Source organism: Arcanobacterium canis (assembly GCF_029625435.1).
In the GTDB taxonomy this organism is placed as follows: domain Bacteria; phylum Actinomycetota; class Actinomycetes; order Actinomycetales; family Actinomycetaceae; genus Arcanobacterium; species Arcanobacterium canis.
The window spans coordinates 857,485-874,559 of record NZ_CP121208.1 but is presented as its reverse complement, the minus strand read 5'-3'; the positions used below and the strand labels follow the sequence as shown (position 1 = coordinate 874,559).

18 protein-coding genes are annotated in these 17,075 nt (G+C 53.5%); 4 read left to right on the top strand and 14 right to left on the bottom strand.

Annotated elements, in window-relative coordinates:
- Nucleotides 1-267 precede the first annotated feature (267 nt).
- Entirely contained in the window at nt 268-747 is a 480-nt protein-coding gene (locus tag P7079_RS03930) for a tRNA (cytidine(34)-2'-O)-methyltransferase (RefSeq protein WP_278013528.1), read from the top strand.
- 99 nt (nt 748-846) lie between these two features.
- Nucleotides 847-1,164, top strand: coding sequence for a helix-turn-helix transcriptional regulator (locus P7079_RS03925; RefSeq protein ID WP_278013527.1), 318 nt, complete (start codon nt 847-849; stop codon nt 1,162-1,164).
- Nucleotide 1,165: 1 nt separating this feature from the next.
- Here P7079_RS03925 and P7079_RS03920 read toward each other — a convergent pair whose 3' ends face one another.
- From P7079_RS03920 to glgA, 5 genes are read right to left on the bottom strand one after another with little or no spacing between them, the layout of a single operon-like run.
- Entirely contained in the window at nt 1,166-2,002 is an 837-nt protein-coding gene (locus tag P7079_RS03920) for a TrmH family RNA methyltransferase (RefSeq protein WP_278013526.1), read from the bottom strand.
- Between the two features lie 57 nt (nt 2,003-2,059).
- The gene (locus P7079_RS03915; protein WP_278013525.1) at nt 2,060-3,154 is read right to left on the bottom strand and encodes an SPFH domain-containing protein; all 1,095 of its coding nucleotides are present in this window, start codon (nt 3,152-3,154) and stop codon (nt 2,060-2,062) included.
- A gap of 21 nt (nt 3,155-3,175) precedes the next feature.
- The gene (locus tag P7079_RS03910) at nt 3,176-3,601 is read right to left on the bottom strand and encodes an NfeD family protein (protein WP_278013524.1); all 426 of its coding nucleotides are present in this window, start codon (nt 3,599-3,601) and stop codon (nt 3,176-3,178) included.
- 7 nt (nt 3,602-3,608) lie between these two features.
- Nucleotides 3,609-4,391: an ABC transporter ATP-binding protein gene (locus tag P7079_RS03905; RefSeq protein ID WP_278013523.1), complete on the bottom strand. Its 783-nt coding sequence runs from the start codon at nt 4,389-4,391 to the stop codon at nt 3,609-3,611.
- 29 nt (nt 4,392-4,420) lie between these two features.
- The gene (gene glgA / locus P7079_RS03900; RefSeq protein WP_278013522.1) at nt 4,421-5,647 is read right to left on the bottom strand and encodes a glycogen synthase; all 1,227 of its coding nucleotides are present in this window, start codon (nt 5,645-5,647) and stop codon (nt 4,421-4,423) included.
- A 97-nt stretch (nt 5,648-5,744) separates the two neighbouring features.
- Between glgA and glgC the strand changes: the two genes are divergently transcribed.
- A complete protein-coding gene (gene glgC, locus P7079_RS03895) occupies nt 5,745-6,989 on the top strand; it encodes a glucose-1-phosphate adenylyltransferase (RefSeq protein WP_278013521.1) in 1,245 nt (414 codons plus the stop codon).
- Between the two features lie 63 nt (nt 6,990-7,052).
- On the opposite strand, the gene P7079_RS03890 is transcribed toward glgC, so the two are convergent.
- Nucleotides 7,053-7,541, bottom strand: a complete 489-nt coding sequence (locus P7079_RS03890) for a SixA phosphatase family protein (RefSeq protein ID WP_278013520.1) — start codon at nt 7,539-7,541, stop codon at nt 7,053-7,055.
- A gap of 10 nt (nt 7,542-7,551) precedes the next feature.
- Entirely contained in the window at nt 7,552-9,165 is a 1,614-nt protein-coding gene (locus P7079_RS03885; RefSeq protein WP_278013519.1) for an ABC-F family ATP-binding cassette domain-containing protein, read from the bottom strand.
- A 124-nt stretch (nt 9,166-9,289) separates the two neighbouring features.
- On the opposite strand from P7079_RS03885, the gene ypfJ reads away from it, so the two are divergent.
- Nucleotides 9,290-10,177, top strand: a complete 888-nt coding sequence (ypfJ, locus tag P7079_RS03880) for a KPN_02809 family neutral zinc metallopeptidase (protein WP_278013518.1) — start codon at nt 9,290-9,292, stop codon at nt 10,175-10,177.
- Between the two features lie 54 nt (nt 10,178-10,231).
- On the opposite strand, the gene tatC is transcribed toward ypfJ, so the two are convergent.
- The 7 genes from tatC to P7079_RS03845 form a co-directional block, all read right to left on the bottom strand.
- Nucleotides 10,232-10,933: a twin-arginine translocase subunit TatC gene (tatC, locus tag P7079_RS03875; protein WP_278013517.1), complete on the bottom strand. Its 702-nt coding sequence runs from the start codon at nt 10,931-10,933 to the stop codon at nt 10,232-10,234.
- A 44-nt stretch (nt 10,934-10,977) separates the two neighbouring features.
- The gene (gene tatA, locus P7079_RS03870) at nt 10,978-11,166 is read right to left on the bottom strand and encodes a twin-arginine translocase TatA/TatE family subunit (RefSeq protein WP_278013516.1); all 189 of its coding nucleotides are present in this window, start codon (nt 11,164-11,166) and stop codon (nt 10,978-10,980) included.
- Nucleotides 11,167-11,190: 24 nt separating this feature from the next.
- Entirely contained in the window at nt 11,191-12,084 is an 894-nt protein-coding gene (locus P7079_RS03865; protein ID WP_278013515.1) for an ATP-binding protein, read from the bottom strand.
- On the bottom strand, nt 12,077-12,742 hold the full coding sequence (locus P7079_RS03860) for a TorD/DmsD family molecular chaperone (RefSeq protein WP_278013514.1): 666 nt from the start codon (nt 12,740-12,742) through the stop codon (nt 12,077-12,079). The genes P7079_RS03865 and P7079_RS03860 overlap by 8 nt, the downstream gene beginning before the upstream one ends.
- A 75-nt stretch (nt 12,743-12,817) precedes the next feature.
- Nucleotides 12,818-13,780: a dimethyl sulfoxide reductase anchor subunit family protein gene (locus tag P7079_RS03855; protein ID WP_278013513.1), complete on the bottom strand. Its 963-nt coding sequence runs from the start codon at nt 13,778-13,780 to the stop codon at nt 12,818-12,820.
- Complete coding sequence (locus P7079_RS03850) at nt 13,780-14,418, bottom strand: DMSO/selenate family reductase complex B subunit (RefSeq protein WP_278013512.1); 639 nt, start codon at nt 14,416-14,418, stop codon at nt 13,780-13,782. The genes P7079_RS03855 and P7079_RS03850 overlap by 1 nt, the downstream gene beginning before the upstream one ends.
- Nucleotides 14,419-14,420: 2 nt before the next feature.
- Complete coding sequence (locus P7079_RS03845; protein WP_278013511.1) at nt 14,421-16,979, bottom strand: DMSO/selenate family reductase complex A subunit; 2,559 nt, start codon at nt 16,977-16,979, stop codon at nt 14,421-14,423.
- Between the last annotated feature and the right edge of the window lie 96 nt (nt 16,980-17,075).

Sequence of the window (17,075 nt, the reverse complement as noted above, 5' to 3'; positions counted from 1 at the left end):
GGAAGCGATACGCTCAACGCGCATTTTCCACTCGATCAGCAATTAAATTGGTGACCTCGTCTCTTCTCTTGACTATTCCACGTACCACTACCACGTCGTTTGCCGCTGAGAAGAAAAGTGCTTCCACATTGCAGCTGAGCAAGATGATCTGCAACGATCATCATTGATCCCACTGTAGGGCGTGACAAAAATTCACGATCACTTTGTGCATCACTCACCAATCGGCGAAAATTCGATGTCATTCCATACGTGAGATACATTATTTCAGTGCTACATTTCATTTTTCACGAACCAAAGATTCCCGGAAACACCGGCAACGCCATCCGACTCGCAGCTTGCACAGGAGCACGACTCCATCTAGTTGAGCCTCTTGCATTCGATTTTTCAGATACACATCTCAAGCGTGCAGGGCTGGACTACCACGATCTTGCCGACGTCATCATCCATCCAAACTGGGAAGAAACTAAGGCATACTTTGGCCAAGACGCACGCATCTTTGCCTTCACTTCTCACACCGATAATAATTTTGCTTCCATGCGATACCGTGACGGCGACGTTCTCCTCTTCGGTTCAGAGCCAACCGGACTTCCTCAATCAGTGATGGAAGATCCGCGCATCACCGATCTCCTCAGGATCCCTATGCTCGATGGTCGCAGATCCCTCAATCTTGCCAACTCAGCTTCAATCGCCGTCTACGAAGCCTGGCGTCAATTGGACTACGCTGGAGCAACGCAAACTGGCAATTAAGTAACACCAGATTCACGAACAAAACTGGGAAAATCACAATTAAGAAAATGCGGGGAATACCCCGCATTTTTTATCTTCTTTACCAGTGAAAATCGCGGTGTGAAGGATACCCCCGAATCAGACCGCGTTCTTGCCTCGACTCTTGCAAAAACACTCTTTAAGAGACGCAAAGAACTCGGCCTCACCCAAGAGGAAGTTGCGCTCCCGGCGGGCATTGATCGACGTACATATCAAGATTTGGAGTATGCGAGATCAGATCATAAGGAGAACAAGCCCTCCAACCCGCGCCTGACGACGCTCTTACGTCTGTCCCGAGTACTTGATTGCGATATCCAGCATCTTATCGGTGCCGCTGAAGCTGCCTATCACAAAGCTGAAGAGATATACGGCCCCACCGAATACCGCAAATACGACTGAGCTACCGACGTCGCAGTTCCCAGGCTGCTAGAGCACCTGCAGCAGCAACATTGAGCGAATCAACCCCGTGTGCCATTGGGATGATAACGGAATAGTCTGCGCTCGCGATGGTGCGCGATGACAAACCATCCCCTTCAGTGCCGAGGATCAAGGCAATTTTTGAGTCAGGATCACGGACCTGACTCAGCTGGGAAAATTCATCAATCGCTAACGCACCTTCACGCAACGCGAGAGAGACAGTGATCCACCCAGCATCTTTAAGAGAAGAAATCGAGTGTGGCCAATTCTCAATACGCGTCCATGGCACTTGAAAAACCGTTCCCATCGATACACGTACTGCACGGCGATATAACGGGTCTGAACACGTAGGAGTTGCAAGAATGGCGTCAACATTCAACGCCGCTGCACTGCGAAAAACAGCTCCAACATTCGTATGATTGACCAAGTTTTCCAAGACAAAAACGCGGTGAGCCCCGCGCAGGATATCTTCAACAGCGGGAAGTTCGGGGCGGTGGAAAGCCGCTAAGGCACCGCGGTGAACATGGAATCCCGTGAGTTCTTCCATCAGCTCATCACTTGCAACAAAGACTGGAATTTCCCCGCCATCGTCGCTGCCCGTCGCATCATGGATAATCGGCTGAATCAGCCCTAAAAATTTCTCAGCAGTGAGGAACGATCGTACACAATGTCCAGCTGCCACTGCGCGTGCCATTACTTTATCGCCCTCGGCAATATACAATCCGCGTTCAGTTTCGAGCTTACGGCGAAGCGCGACATCGGTGAGTCGAGTGTAATCTTCAAGCCGAACGTCATCGAGCGAATCAATAGGGATAAACACGCTTGTCTCCTAAAAATGTCGGGGGCGCATGATGCGCCCCCGACATTTTACGCTGTCTTATGCATTCGGGTCGTTTGGTGTCTGACCAAGCGTCGCATTCGGATCGAATGGAGCACCTGAAGCAGTGCCAGATGCCTCGGCTTCATCAGATGCCTTGGACGCCTGAGAACGAGCGTCTGCCAGCGCCTCATCAATGTCTTGGAGCGACGTCGCTCCAAGCGTATCTGACAGACCTTCACCATCACGCAGATCAGCCGCAGCGCCGGCCTCACCGAATCCAGCAAAGCCTTTGGAGACCGAATCAAGAGCAGCGGTGAGTTCCGTTGGAACAATCCACAGCTTTGAGGATGAGGAATTAGCGATCTGCGGAAGCATCTTCAGGTATTCGTAGGAAAGAAGCTTCGGATCAGCGTTTCCTCGATGGATAGCGTCAAACACCTGCAAAATAGCACGCGATTCGCCTTGTGCCTTGAGGATGGTGGCCTGTGCTTGTCCCTCTGCACGTAAAATTGCAGATTGCTTTTCACCTTCGGCAGTAAGAATTTCCGATTGTTTCACGCCCTCAGCAGTCAAGATCGCAGCGCGTCGATCACGCTCAGCTTTCATCTGCTGTTCCATGGCGCTTTGAACGGTAGCCGGCGGATCAATTGCCTTAAGCTCCACACGAGAAACACGAATTCCCCAGCGGCCTGTCGCCTCATCAAGAACACCGCGCAGCTGACCATTGATCTGATCACGGCCGGTCAGGGCCTGTTCCATATCCATGGAACCAATAATGTTACGCAACGTTGTCACAGCAAGCTGTTCAATTGCCTGGAGCGGATTGGCAATTTCGTAAGTCGCCCATTGAGGCTGAGTCACCTGGTAGTAGATGACAGTGTCAATGGAGACAACGATGTTATCTGATGTAATCACTGACTGGGGTGGGAAAGACACAACCTGCTCGCGCATATCAATACGCTGACGAACAGAATCAATAAACGGCACAAGGAAGTGCAGGCCCGGAGTGAGAACGGTGTGAAATTTTCCGAGGCGTTCAACGATCACCGTGTGGCCTTGATGCACCTGGATCACAGCCTTGAACACTACAACAATTGCCAACACGGCAACTGCAATGAGCAGGTAGGTACCGATATTCGCGATAGGAGGCATGATAGTCCCTTCTCTGATGGGTTATGCCGACGTCGGTGTCACGATGAGCGTCGCTCCGTGAACCGACATCACTCTGACTTGGGTATGTGCAGCGATATCACCCTCGTATGAACGGGCGCTCCACACTTCGCCATTAACTTTGACTTGACCTGCGTCAGGGGTGACGAGGGTGAGCGTGTGAGCGTCTTGTCCTTCGAGAGCATAAACATTGGATTGCAACTCTTTTCCGCGCGCAAAGTAGTTGCGGAAGTATGGTCGAACAAACACAATTCCGAAAACTGCAACAACCGCGGCCACCACGATCTGTGCAGTGAGCGATTCTGTTGCGATGCTTGTGATGACACCCGCGAGCGCACCTGCGGCGATCATCAAGAATGTGAAATCGACAATAAGGGCTTCAATGATCACAAGAATGACCATGATGAGTGCCCAGATGATTGGTGACATGGCTCTCCTAACGAGCGGTTGCGCTGAAGCGCCCCTCTTTTTGAGTCAAAGCGATGGGAAGTGAAAACAAAGTGCTCAAATGTGTCTCAGTCAAGGTGGAGGACATCGGTCCAGCCGTGAGAATCTCACCATCTTTGATGAGAAGTGCGTGGGTAAAACCTGCAGGAATTTCTTCAACATGGTGAGTGACGAGAACGATAACTGGCGCGTTCCCTTCAGCTGCGAGTGCAGTGAGGTTGTCCATGAGATGCTCACGTCCAGCCAGGTCAAGGCCAGCTGCAGGCTCATCAAGGATAAGAATTTCAGGATTCGGCATGAGCGCACGTGCCATACCCACACGCTTGCGCTCCCCCGATGACAGTGTGCGGAACTGACGCTCCGCAAGGTGTCCAACGCCGAAGAACTCTAGAAGCATCGCTGCTCGGTTATTGTCCTCTTCTTCATAGGACTCTCGCCAGTTCACGGTCTTTCCCCAGGCTGCCGTGCGGACAACATCATGCACCTTCTCGGAACCCGGAATCTTGGCGTCAAGTACTTCCGATGCGAACCCGATAAGCGGGCGGATGTCATCCAACGGGACTTCACAGAGATCTTCACCAATAACAGACACAGTTCCTGACGTGGGGAATACACGCCCGGAGAGAAGCTGGATCAGAGTCGTCTTTCCAGCACCATTTGGCCCAAGGACAACCCAGCGTTGTCCCTCATCAAGAGTCCAATTGATGTTCTTAAGGATCTCAGTGCCGCCGCGCACTACTGACACATTTGCTATTTCACATACATCGCCCATGTTTTAAGCCTAACTGATTCTGACAATTTTCAGGAACGTGTGCCCACAACCTGGGTATACAGTGCCATCGTCGCGTCACCGATTGCGCTCCACGAGAAGTGTTCTTCCACCCGACGTCGGCCTGCGGCTCCCATACGAGCAGCAGTTTCAGGGTCACTGACAACAGCATTGAGTGCTTGGCCGAGATCGTATTCAAACTTTTCAGGTGCCAAAGGAGTACCTGTTCCATCAGTCTTCTGATCAATATCGACAAGCACACCCGTTTCACCATCGACAATGCAATCAGGGATTCCGCCTGTGTTCGTCCCAACGACTGGAAGACCTACACCCATTGCCTCAAGGTTGACGATGCCCAACGGCTCATAGATCGAGGGGGTAACGAAGGTGGTCGAGCAGGCTTCGAGAGCGACAATATCTTCGTGAGGTAGGTGTTCATCGATCCAAACCACACCCTTGCGCTCGCGTTGCAGGTCGCGAACAAGTGTCCTCGTTTCCTCGGCGATTTCAGGGGTATCCGGCGCTCCGGCGAGAAGAAGAACCTGGACATTGGGATCGACATGCTTGAGTGAACGCAGGAGATGCGGGACACCTTTTTGGCGAGTGATCCGTCCAACGAAAACAATCGTTGGACGATCAGGATCTAAACCTGTCGCCCGGAAACGGGCTCTGGCCGCCTCCCATTCTTCCGCAGTGGCCGGAGCTTTCCACGCCTCAAGGTCGATACCATTGTGAATCACATGGACACGATCAGATGAAACATGAGGATAGACACGCAAAATATCGCTCTTCATCGCTTTCGAAACTGCGATAATCGCGTCAGCGTTCTCATACGCAGTTTGTTCGATCCACCGAGAGATATTGTATCCGCCACCAAGTTGTTCACGTTTCCAAGGGCGCAACGGTTCAAGCGAATGCGCCGAGACGACATGCGGGATATCGTACAAGAGTTTAGCGAGATGTCCGGCCATATTTGCATACCACGTATGTGAATGAACCAAATCGGCGCCCTGCGCACCGTTGGCCATCTCTAGATCTACTCCCAGAGTACGTATCGAAGCGTTGGCCTGCCCAAGCTCAGCGACGTCGGCGTACCCTGTCAACGCAAGGTTCGGAACCGACGAAGGGCGCGGACCATCGAAAGCGTGAACGTGGACATCGGCGTCGGCGGCAAGCACGCGCGCTAACTCAGTAACGTGTACACCTGCCCCTCCATAGACGTTCGGGGGAAACTCGCGGGTGAAAAGATCAACTCTCATGGCACTCCTTTGTCATTTCCTCCAGTCTACCGAGCAATATGTCTCAACATGCGAGTTTCTCCACACTGTGAAACCGTTTTATCGCTAAAATGGAATTATGAGACATAAACCTTCAGTGCTTGCAATGGTGCTGGCTGGAGGGGAAGGCAAGAGGCTCATGCCGCTCACTCGTGATCGCGCAAAGCCAGCTGTTCCTTTCGGCGGCATTTACCGACTTATCGATTTTGCTTTGTCGAATATCGTCAACTCTGGCTACCTGCGTACGGTCGTTCTGACGCAGTACAAGTCACACTCGCTCGATCGCCATATTTCCCAGACTTGGCGAATGTCGAATTTGCTTGGAAACTACATCGCACCTGTTCCCGCCCAGCAACGGCGTGGAAAACAGTGGTACTTGGGCAGCGCAGATGCCATTTATCAGTCGCTTAATACTTTGGAAGATGAGCATCCGCAGTATGTCCTCATCACCGGAGCCGATAACATCTATCGTTTCGATTTCGAACAGATGGTTCAGCAACATATCGATTCTGGTGTGGGACTCACTGTGGCTGGTATCCGCCAGCCGAAGGAGATGTCCAAAAGTTTCGGAGTTATTGAAACGACACCGAACGATCCGACAAAGGTTTCTCGCTTCCTTGAAAAGCCCGCTGAATGTGAAGGCTTACCCGATTCGCCGAATGAAATTCTTGCGTCGATGGGCAACTACGTCATGACGACGTCGGCGCTTATTGAAGCGATGCATACGGATGCGAAAGACGACTCATCTGCCCACGATATGGGCGGAAATATTGTCCCGATGTTCGTCGAAAACAATGACTGCGGTGTTTATGACTTCACGTTCAATGGCGTCCCCGGATCGTCAGACCGTGATCGCAATTACTGGCGCGACGTCGGCACGATCGATTCGTTCTACGAAGCGAATATGGACCTTGTGGCGGTCAACCCTGTGTTCAACCTATACAACCGCGATTGGCCCCTCTTAACGGGTTATACGGGCCTTCCCCCGGCAAAATTCGTGTACGGATACTACGAGCGTATGGGACATGCCGTTGACTCAATTATCTCCCCGGGAGTAATTATTTCCGGAGGCGAGGTCCACGGTTCTGTGCTCTCCCCCTATGTTCGCGTGAATTCTTGGGCCGAGGTTCGTGACTCTGTCATTTTTGCAAATGCGAATATCAAGAGGAACGCAACGTTAAACCGGGTCATCCTCGATAAAAACGTCATCGTCGATGAAGGCGTTCAGATCGGTATTGATCACGACTACGATCGCGCTCGCGGGTTCGTCGTCTCTGATTCTGGCGTCGTCGTTGTCCCCAAGGGCACACACGTGACGAGATAGTAAAACTTCAATGCACTGACAAAGGTCGGGATGTGAGTTTCAACTGACATCCCGACCTTTGTATTAGCGAGGTTGCCAAAGCTCAACAACTTGTGCGCCGCGCATGTCTAGTCCGGCCCATGACGACAAAAATTCCAAGATGGCAACCTGCGATGGGAGGAATCCCCGGCCAGCTTCCCTGCCCTCGCGGGTCACCCCATTCGACAGTAACGCAGTCACTCCAGACATCGTTGGTTCATGTCCAATCAGGAGAACGGAATGAACATCGGGCGAAATATTGTGGAGCTTTTGAAGCACGCTGTATTGCCCAGCCGTGTACAGATCGTCGTCATACTCGATGCTCGCGATCTGAGCTCCAGCAGCGCAAATGCCCGTGAGCGTCTGTCGTGTACGGGTTGCACCCGAGACAATCGCAAGGTCGATCGCGCCAACCTGCGCAAACCGTGCTCCGGCGTCGGCAGCCTGCTGACGCCCGCGTGCAGTGAGCTCACGAGCGACGTCAGGAAAGCCATAACCTGCTTGCGCGTGGCGCATGATGTAGAGCTTCTTCATGTCCTTCATCTTAAGCCAGGGTAATGAGCTCAAGATAGTCATCCGACCACAAGTCTTCATCTGCATCAGGCAAGAGGAGAACGCGGTCAGGTTCGAGTGCCTCAACAGCACCTTCGTCGTGTGTGACCAGCACAATCGCTCCCTTATACGAGTGGATCGCTTTAAGAATCTCTTCACGTGAAGCAGGATCAAGATTATTCGTCGGCTCGTCCAAAAGCAGGACATTGGCCGCAGAGATCACCAGCATTGCCAGCGCCAAACGTGTCTTTTCGCCGCCCGAAAGGACACCCGCAGGTTTATCAACATCATCGCCGGAGAACAGGAAGGATCCCAGCACGTTGCGCAAATCTGTATCGTTAAGCTCCGGAGCGCTCTTGGCCAGGTTCTCGACGACGGTAGCCGAGTTGTCGATTGTCTCATGTTCCTGAGCATAGTAGCCCAGTTTGAGGCCATGACCTGCCACAACTTCACCAGCATCCGGCTCTTCCACCCCCGAGAGGAGTTTCAAGAGAGTAGTCTTGCCCGCACCGTTCAGTCCGAGAACAACTACTCGTGAGCCACGGTCAATCGCGAGGTCAACACCAGTAAAAACCTCAAGAGAACCGTAGTTCTTCGTCAGGCCTTTCGCCATCAATGGTGTTTTTCCCGACGGTGCAGGCTCAGGTAGCCGAAGGTGAGCCACTTTCTCTTCCGCACGCACTTCCTCAAGCGAATCAACGAGGCGTTCTGCTCGCTTGATCATATTTTGTGCAGCCACAGCCTTTGTGGCCTTAGCACGCATTTTATTTGCTTGCGCAAGCAGGGCTTCTGCTTTCTTTTCAGCATTGGCGCGTTCCCGACGGCGGCGCTTCTCGTCCGCTTCGCGCTGCTTGAGGTAGGCATCCCAGCCCATGTTGTACACATCAATCACACTGCGGTTCGTATCCAGATACCACACATGATTGACAGTGTCCGCAAGGAGATCCACCGAGTGAGAGATCATCAAGACTCCACCGGGATAGGACCGAATGAAATCGCGCAACCAAATCAAGGAATCATGATCGAGGTGATTCGTCGGTTCGTCGAGAAGCAGCGTATCGGCCTGAGAAAACAGGACACGGGTCAGTTCCACGCGCCGCCGCTGTCCTCCCGACAAATGTCCCAGCGGAGAATCCAAAATACGTTCGTCAAGTCCGAGCGCGGCAGCAATCTGGGATGCCTCGGCGTTTGCCGCATAGCCTCCCGCTGCAGAAAACTCAGCGTCAAGACGAACGTAACGTTCCATCGCTTTGATTTGCTTTGGTCCTCCAAGTGTGGACATCTCGCGTTCAGCTTTGCGAATACGCCGCATCGTTTCGGCAATACCACGCACGGAGAGGATGCGATCACGCGCAATTTGTTCAGGATCACCCGTGCGCGAATCTTGCGCAAGATAACCAACCGACCCAGTGCGTGAAATTTGTCCGGAATGTTCAATTACTTCCGGGATGTCACTCTGACCCGAAAGGACACGAAAAAAGGTGGTCTTGCCGGCGCCGTTGCGGCCAATCAAGCCCACTTTGTTACCTTTAGCTACACGAACTGTCACATTTTGCATCAGTGTGCGAGTACCAATGCACATTGAAAAATCGGAGGTTTGAATCACGCCTGATATTGTACCGTCCCCATCTGCCAAGATTGCCACCACAACGTCATGAAAACACGCGCACATGGGACGAATGTCGGTAGTGTGGAACGAGAGGTACGAGATTCACATCTAGGAGGACACCATGAGCTTCAATGACAATATCACCCTTGATACTTCGGGAGTTCGATCGGGTGGAGGGCACCGAGGTGCAGCTATTGGCGGTGGCCTGGGAGGCTTTGGCTTGGTTGCAGCAGTCCTCTTCTTCCTCGTCACCGGACAGTTCCCCAATCTCGGTTCCCAGGTCAGCGCCCCTGTAAACCAGTCTGAGACACGCGATATCGCTGCAGAATGTCGCACAGGAGCGGACGCAAACAACTCCGACCGTTGCCGAATGGTGGCGGGTAAGAATTCCCTCGATGAATTCTGGAAAGCACAGCTCGCTCATGAGGCTGGATTGCGCTACCATGCCCCGACATTGAACCTGTACTCAGGTCAGGTTGCTACGGCTTGTGGCACTGGATCGAACCAAGTTGGACCGTTCTATTGTCCCGGTGATCAGACCATTTACATCGATACAACGTTCTTTCACCAGCTCAAGCAGTTCGGTGCTCAAAATACCTCCCTCGCTCAACTCTATATTCTGGCCCACGAATGGGGACATCACATCCAAAATCACACCGGCGATCTACAAAAGATCGATCACAACTCCTCCGGGCCGACGTCGTCGATGGTTCGCTCTGAACTCCAGGCAGACTGCCTCGCCGGTGTCTGGATGCACCATGCCGCAACAGTGAAGGATCCTGATACCGGCGTCACCTTCATGAAAGAACCCACGCCCCAGCAGATCCGTTCAGCGCTCGACGCCGCTGCGGCAGTTGGGGATGACCGTATCTATGAAAGTGCCGGGATGAACGCTAACCCAGATAACTTCTCGCATGGATCGTCAGCGAAGCGCAGCGAGTGGCTTCAGCGGGGACTCACCAAGGGCACCCTTGCCGCCTGCAACACGTGGAACGTTGATCGTCCCTAAGCATCTGCAGTGAAATAAATGGTGCTCCCCGTCAGGCGGGGAGCACCATTTATTTCACTGACGCCGATCATGTATCCAAGAAATACCAACAGCGATGAGATAGAGAGCTAAGAGAACGAATGCCTGAATCACCATCGGCCATGGGCTGGGCAGAGGGTTCGCCACTGCGGCAAAGACAAATGCCACCACCGTAGCCCAACGCCATCCACGCAACATTGTCCGTGCAGAAAGAATGCCGAGGAAGTTCAACAAAACGAGGATTTCGGGAGTCAGGAACGACAGCCCGAATGCCAAGACGAGATGCATATAGAACGACACGTAAGCGTTAGCTTGCAAGAATGTCGCAGACCCAGAAGGCACAAACGATTGCAGTATCTCCACTGCACGCGGAGCCATCCAGATGCCGATCCCAGCCCCACATGCAAAGAGCAGTGCGCCGACTAGTGAAAACGCAACGACGTAGAGTTTTTCTTTGCGTTTGAGCGCTGGTGCTACGAAGATGCTCACTTGAGCGATCCACCACGGAGCGGATAGCAACATTCCCAACCAGAGTGACACTCGTAGCTTGAGATCAAACGCAGAACCCACCGTCGGGAAGTTCAACACGGCATTCGTCCCACTCTCCAGGAGCGGGCGTTGAATAAACTCCATGACTGGGTCGTAGAGATTCCAGCCTGCGATTGCCCCTACCCCGACGCCGAGAAGCGAATAGATCAAACGCTTACGGGCTTCTCTGATATGGGCGAGAATGCCCATGCGGGCTTGGGGGTTACTGCGACGCGCGCACATGCGCACCAACGTTACTTTGTCTCGTCGGTGGTGTTGGGCTTATCAATCTTTTCCGGAGGAACGTCATCTTGTAGCTCCTTCATTTCCTTCTTGAGGATCTTGGCGCTCTGCCCGATCGACTTCGCGATCGACGGCAGTTTCGAGGCCCCAAAAATAATGATGACGACGACGATCACAACCAGCAAATGCATGGGCTTCATTTAATTTCCTCCAGTTAGTTTCTCTCATCGAAAGGTACCATGTTCGGCAGTATTCGAGGTGATTTGCTCGCGTATGAGACGAGGATCAAGAGCCCCGAACGGATTTGTTTGACGGAAAGCACAGATCTTGCACATTTTACCCTCGGTAGCAAGAATCGAGGTTCCACAGCGATCGCACCGACGAGTACGAGTATCGATGAGTATCTGCCGTGGTTGGCTGCGCACGGTATGAATATCCGCATGTGTGCCAGTTTCAAGAGCACGCTGGGGGCACAGCTCAATACAGTCCTCACATCCACGGCAGGCCCGCAGATCGTGTATGAGCTGAGCATGACCATCGACTTCCTCGATCATCATCGCTCGATGTGAACAGGCTTTCACGCACACCGCGCACATGTCACATCCATCGGCTACTAGCGATACTCCCGGCCATGACATCCCCGCACCGCCCAGCTCTGTGTTTGGGGAATTGTCGATCTGCATCGCATCAAGACCAAGAAAGTCGAGAGCCTGCAACGTCCGCTCCGCACTGTCGGCTTTCAGATCAAGGGGCACGTCAATAGGGAGCCCAAATGCTGCACGTCTGGGAAGCGGCACTTCTCGCAGATCAAGTATCTGCGAGTGGAACAATGAATGCCTGGGTGCATCGTCGAAAGAGATACGTCCGATCAGACTTTGTCCGATCGCACCAAGCTTCCTCGCATGTTCGCACCCTTGAAGGGTAATCGTACCGATACCGCACGCGAGGATTTGTAATAGTTCCTCCACTTCGGCGCTTTGAAGGCAGCCATCCCAGACTACTCCGACTGCGCGTCGTGGCACACGGATATCATCCACGTGTTGGCAGGCGATCACAAGGCGTCCAATGGGATCTTGTGCCCCGCACCAACGAAGGAGTGAAGTCAGATGGTCAGACATCGCAATCACGCAGCTGAACAGCACCTGCGATCAGATGGTGTTCGACAAGGTAGTCCTGCCAGTGAAACACAGCGTCAATCGTCAGTGTGATCATCCCGCGCATCCAGTGAGTGGACGCCTGTTGGCGAGCTTCCTCAAGCATTGCTGGCGCCCACGTCAGTAGGTGATCTTCAGAGAACCTCGCAACTTCACGCAGGGACGCAACATCACCACTCTCAATCGCGAGATGGCATCCACGTGCCACGAAATCAAGTTCGAGACCAATGTGATCGTCCGGTTCAGTGTTTAAAGCAGGTGCTTCGAATCCCAGCGCTCGATACGCATCTCGAACTTGTAAGGTCTCGACATCGAAGACAAGGCCATCCTGACCACGGTGAACAGACTCGAACGGAGCAACTTTGCAGCCAGCAGAGATTCCGTACAGAGTGTCGTGATCATGGACGACGACGTCGTCTGTCTCATTTGCCGACGCAAGAATCTCCTTGCGCGCTTGTGAGAACCGTTCGTTGCCCTGCACACGAAGTGGCCATTCGTCAATCATCTCACGCACCTGCGAACGCGTCTCAGCATCCGCTGGTTGTATTTGAAGACGTCCACAAACCAAAAGTGCCGCCGCGATAGCGTCAAGCTCCGACACGTCACTACTGAGTATGTTCATCGTTGTTGCTCCCTAATTCAGCGCTGACAGACCGGAAAGGAATGGCAAACATACCATTCCTTTCCGGTCATCGTCTCAGTCACCGATGAGTTGCCAGGTGTTCAAACCTGCATGCCACAGACCATCGTAGTGCAGTGAACGTCCCATGATCTCCGACGCGAATGCGAGTACCAGTGCGAGCACAATGAGAGATACGAGCGCCACGTTCGCAGCCTGGGACAGCTTTGCCCGAGCGAAGGCGAACACACCAGCGATAACAACTGCCCCGCCGAGAAGGAGAAGCCTGACTGCCAAGAACGGGCCTGAAATCTCCTGTGCAACGTGGCGCGTTGCGTTATTAGTTTGCGCTAGATAGAGCAGGTAAAGCGGATACGTTGCCAGGATCACGACGCCGGCAACGGCGGCAGTGCCGGTCAACCACTGAAGAGACTCACGTACGAGCGACACCTGGCTCTGCACCAGTTCACGCGGCTTGCTCCTCTTTACAGAAGCAATAGGATCCTTACCCCAGCGCACAAGCAGTGCCACTGCCACTCCAAGAGGGCCAGTGAGCAACGCTGATGCGAAGAAGAAGACCACAACAGCAAAGGTATTCCATGCGGGAACTGTCACCGTTGCGTAGTAGACACCGCTCATCGAAATCAGGAGTCCGAGCCCAAATAGGGACACGATCCCTGCCAGGATGTCACGCAGTGTACGGCTCAGCAGATTGAACCACTGCACAAGTGCAAAGACGAAGCCCGCTCCCCCGAACAGAACGCCGAAAATAAGTTCGCGGCTCAGCCACGACGAACCGAGGTGATTCATCGTATAGATCGCATGGAACGGATCATTGAGATGGAAGAACGCCGCAATGAATCCCGCCACGAGCAACGGCCCTACAGCGTACATTGCCACGTCAGTGATCGCATCAACATCGCGAACGCTGATACGGCGCAGTCGGCCAAGGAGCTGAATCGCACCGAGTGCCCAGAATGCGCCGATCGACATTTGGGCGACCACCGTAAAGATGATCATTGGAAGTTCGTGAACATTCATCAGATCTCCTCAGGGTTCGTGATCTCGCCCGTTCCTGCGTCCCATGCCTGGGCATCACGGTGTGGGTGGATAACAAGATGTGGTTTTGTCACAGATGGATCCGGCAATGGCGCCACAGCGTCAGCCTTTCCATATTTCTCGCGGAGTTCGTCAATTGGCCCCCAATCGAGTGCTCGCGACGGGCAGGCCGAAACACACGCCGGTTCCTTGCCTTCGGACCGGTAGTCATAGCACAGGTCACACTTGGTCATGTGCCCCGTGTTGGGGTTCAACTGCGGCGCGCCGTATGGACAGGCCCACTGGCAGTAACGGCAGCCGACACACTTTGAGTCATCGACGTATACCGTACCGTCTTCGCGACGTGACATCGCCGACGTCGGGCAGACCTCCATACACACCGGATTCTCGCAATGGTTGCAGGAAACAGAAGTGTAGTACGCAAACACGTTAGGCACGAACGTGTTGCCATCGATACGCCAGCTTCCGCCCGAGTATTCGACAACACGTCGCCAGGTCACACCAACAGGAAGATCGTGCTTGTCCTTACACGAGATCTGGCATGCCTTGCACCCGTTACACAGTGACTGGTCAAAGTAGAAGCCGTAATTGGCCCCTGGCTTGGTGTATTCATTCGACATTTTCAGTCCTCAACCTTCGTGATCTGGACGGCGATAGTATGCACCGCGTTACCTCGAGCAAGCGGCGATGGGTGGAGCGCCGACAGTGTGTTCGTGTTTCCGCCAATATCGACGGGTACCTTCTGGTTTGCCCCCTTTGGCGGCGCGACTTCACTGGCAGGAACTGGGTGGTACCAAGCACCCTGAGGAAGCGATGCAACACCTGGAGCAATACGGTCGGTGACCTTCGCTGGGATCTTCACGGTGCCACGATCGTTGTAGACGAAAACTTCGTCACCGTTCTTGATCCCACGAGATTGTGCGTCCATCGGGTTGATCCACACTGTTTGGATGTGTGCTTCGCGCAGCCAGTCAACGTTGCCGTAGGTCGAGTGAGTACGTGCCTTGAAGTGGTGACCGATCAGCTGGATCGGGTAAGCGGAATCACGTACATCAAGTGCGCCTTCCCACGTTGCCACGTATTCAGGAAGCGGCGAAAGTCGATCACCCTCACGAGCCTCCCGGAACTCATCGAAGGTCCACTTTTTCGCCATCTGTTCGAGGCGCTGAGAGTAGATTTCGATCTTGCCCGACGGCGTCGGCAAGGGATTTGCTGCTGGATCGTCGCGGAAATCCTTCATGGAAACAACCGAGCCCGCATTCTTACGGAACATGCCCATCTCACGCCACTGCTCATAGGTAGGCAACTCGGGATCAGCTTCACGAGCTTGCGTGACGGCTTCGCGCAACCAACCTTCTCGATCTTTCCCTTCAGTGAAGCTCTCCTTCACGCCCAGTCGCTCGGATAGCTCCGAACAAATGGTATAGACGTCCTTGCACTCATAGAGAGGCTTGATCGCTTGCGACGAGAGGATTCCGTAGGCCATTGGAGTAGCGTTCTCGCCGGGATGAAGATCGAATTCTTCAGCAGCAGATGTGCCCGGAAGAACGTAATCTGCGTAGCGGCACGACACCGTCATCTGGATATCACAATCGACAATGAGCTCAAGCTTGGAATCATCCTGGAGAATTTCTACCGACTTGTTGTTATCACCCGTCTGGTTAACGATTGAATTTCCGCCATATTGCCACAGCATCTTGATCGGCACATCGAGCTTAGTGTTCGTCGGGTTACCCTTGTCATCGACAGGAACCTTGAAATCACGAACGCCCTTTTCCGGCTTGGTCATCACACCAGAATTGAAGGTGTCCATCTTCTCGCCGTGGTCAACCGCATCCAGCCAGCTAAAGACTGGAATGATCTTCATCGACGGGTTAGGACGGTTAGCTGTCAGAAGCTTGGGGATCGGCAGGCCTTGGCCGCTTTCGCGCGCGCCGTTACCGCCACCGACGATACCAATATTTCCGGTGACTGCAGCAAGAAGGAAGATTGAACGGGAGGTATTTTCACCGTTCGCATGACGCTGTGGCCCCCACCCTTGGGTGATGGCACAGGGCTTGGCACCCGCAATTTCACGGGCGAGACGACGGATCGTATCGGCTGGCACACCGGTAATATCGGATGCCCATTCAGGAGTCTTCTCTGTGCCATCTTTCTTCCCTTCGATGTATGAACGGTAGGAAGAATTGGCAGGAGCACCTTGCGGCATGTGCTTTTCGTCAAAGCCCACGCAGTACTTATCGAGGAACGCCTGATCGTGAAGATTCTCTTTGAGCATCACGTGGATCATGCCGGCAATCAGTGCGGCATCTGTTCCGGGGCGAAGCGGAATCCACTCGTCAGCAAGATCCACAGCAGTCTCTGAGTAACGCGGATCAATAACGATTGTGCGCACTCCCGACTTCTTCCGTGTCTGCTGAGTGACGAAGGTCAGACCACCACCAGACATGCGCGTCTCGAGCGGATTGTTACCGAACATCACCTGCAGCTTGGAATTGGCAGCATCATCGAGAGAGTTTGACCCAAACCAGCTTCCGTAGAAGTACGGGTATGCCGAAGTAATCTCAGTGGTCGAGTAGTCCGAGTAGTGATCCAGGTACCCTCCCCAACAGTTGAGAAGTCGGGCGAACGCGGTAGCATCCGGCGGCCATGAGGTCGAGACAACCGAGCCTAGGGTGCCGGTTCCGTAGTTCACGTAGAAGGCTTCATTTCCGTACTTGGACTTGATTTCCTTCATCTTATCGGCGATCTCATCGAGAGCCTGATCCCACGAGATTTCCACCCACTGGCCTTCACCACGCTTGGTTCCTGGCTTACGCTTGAGCGGCTTCTTGAGACGATCGGGGTTGTAAATACGATGGCGAATTGAGCGTCCGCGTACACATGCGCGTACGCTCTGGCCGCCAACTTCATCCGATCCGGTGTCATCTGGCAGAACCCGCGTGATCGTGCCGTCATGCACTTCAAGTTTGATCGGGCAGCGCGAGCCGCAGTTCACGGTACACGCAGACCAAACAAGCTTACCTGCATCTTTTTTCTGCTCGGCTTGAGCCGACGTGCCCGTGCCACACCCTCCGAGAGTGACAAGCGTCGTCGCTCCCGTCGCGATACCAGACCACTTAATAAACGAACGACGGGAAATATCGAGCGTATCTCCATTGCGGTCTTGTGAGTTTCCCACCCGTGCCTCCTTCAGCTCGTATGCGGAACAAACATCATTTCACCTGGGATATTATTTTATTGAACACTCGTTCAATAGGGCGATAGTCCCAATTTT

Coding starts and splice junctions, on each gene's coding strand:
- P7079_RS03915 (WP_278013525.1), bottom strand. CDS start 3,154: ATGCCTCCTATCGCGAATATCGGTACCTACCTGCTCATTGCAGTTGCC.
- P7079_RS03910 (WP_278013524.1), bottom strand. CDS start 3,601: ATGTCACCAATCATCTGGGCACTCATCATGGTCATTCTTGTGATCATT.
- P7079_RS03905 (WP_278013523.1), bottom strand. CDS start 4,391: ATGGGCGATGTATGTGAAATAGCAAATGTGTCAGTAGTGCGCGGCGGC.
- glgA (WP_278013522.1), bottom strand. CDS start 5,647: ATGAGAGTTGATCTTTTCACCCGCGAGTTTCCCCCGAACGTCTATGGA.
- glgC (WP_278013521.1), top strand. CDS start 5,745: ATGAGACATAAACCTTCAGTGCTTGCAATGGTGCTGGCTGGAGGGGAA.
- P7079_RS03890 (WP_278013520.1), bottom strand. CDS start 7,541: ATGAAGAAGCTCTACATCATGCGCCACGCGCAAGCAGGTTATGGCTTT.
- ypfJ (WP_278013518.1), top strand. CDS start 9,290: ATGAGCTTCAATGACAATATCACCCTTGATACTTCGGGAGTTCGATCG.
- tatC (WP_278013517.1), bottom strand. CDS start 10,933: ATGGGCATTCTCGCCCATATCAGAGAAGCCCGTAAGCGTTTGATCTAT.
- tatA (WP_278013516.1), bottom strand. CDS start 11,166: ATGAAGCCCATGCATTTGCTGGTTGTGATCGTCGTCGTCATCATTATT.
- P7079_RS03865 (WP_278013515.1), bottom strand. CDS start 12,084: ATGTCTGACCATCTGACTTCACTCCTTCGTTGGTGCGGGGCACAAGAT.
- P7079_RS03860 (WP_278013514.1), bottom strand. CDS start 12,742: ATGAACATACTCAGTAGTGACGTGTCGGAGCTTGACGCTATCGCGGCG.
- P7079_RS03855 (WP_278013513.1), bottom strand. CDS start 13,780: ATGAATGTTCACGAACTTCCAATGATCATCTTTACGGTGGTCGCCCAA.
- P7079_RS03850 (WP_278013512.1), bottom strand. CDS start 14,418: ATGTCGAATGAATACACCAAGCCAGGGGCCAATTACGGCTTCTACTTT.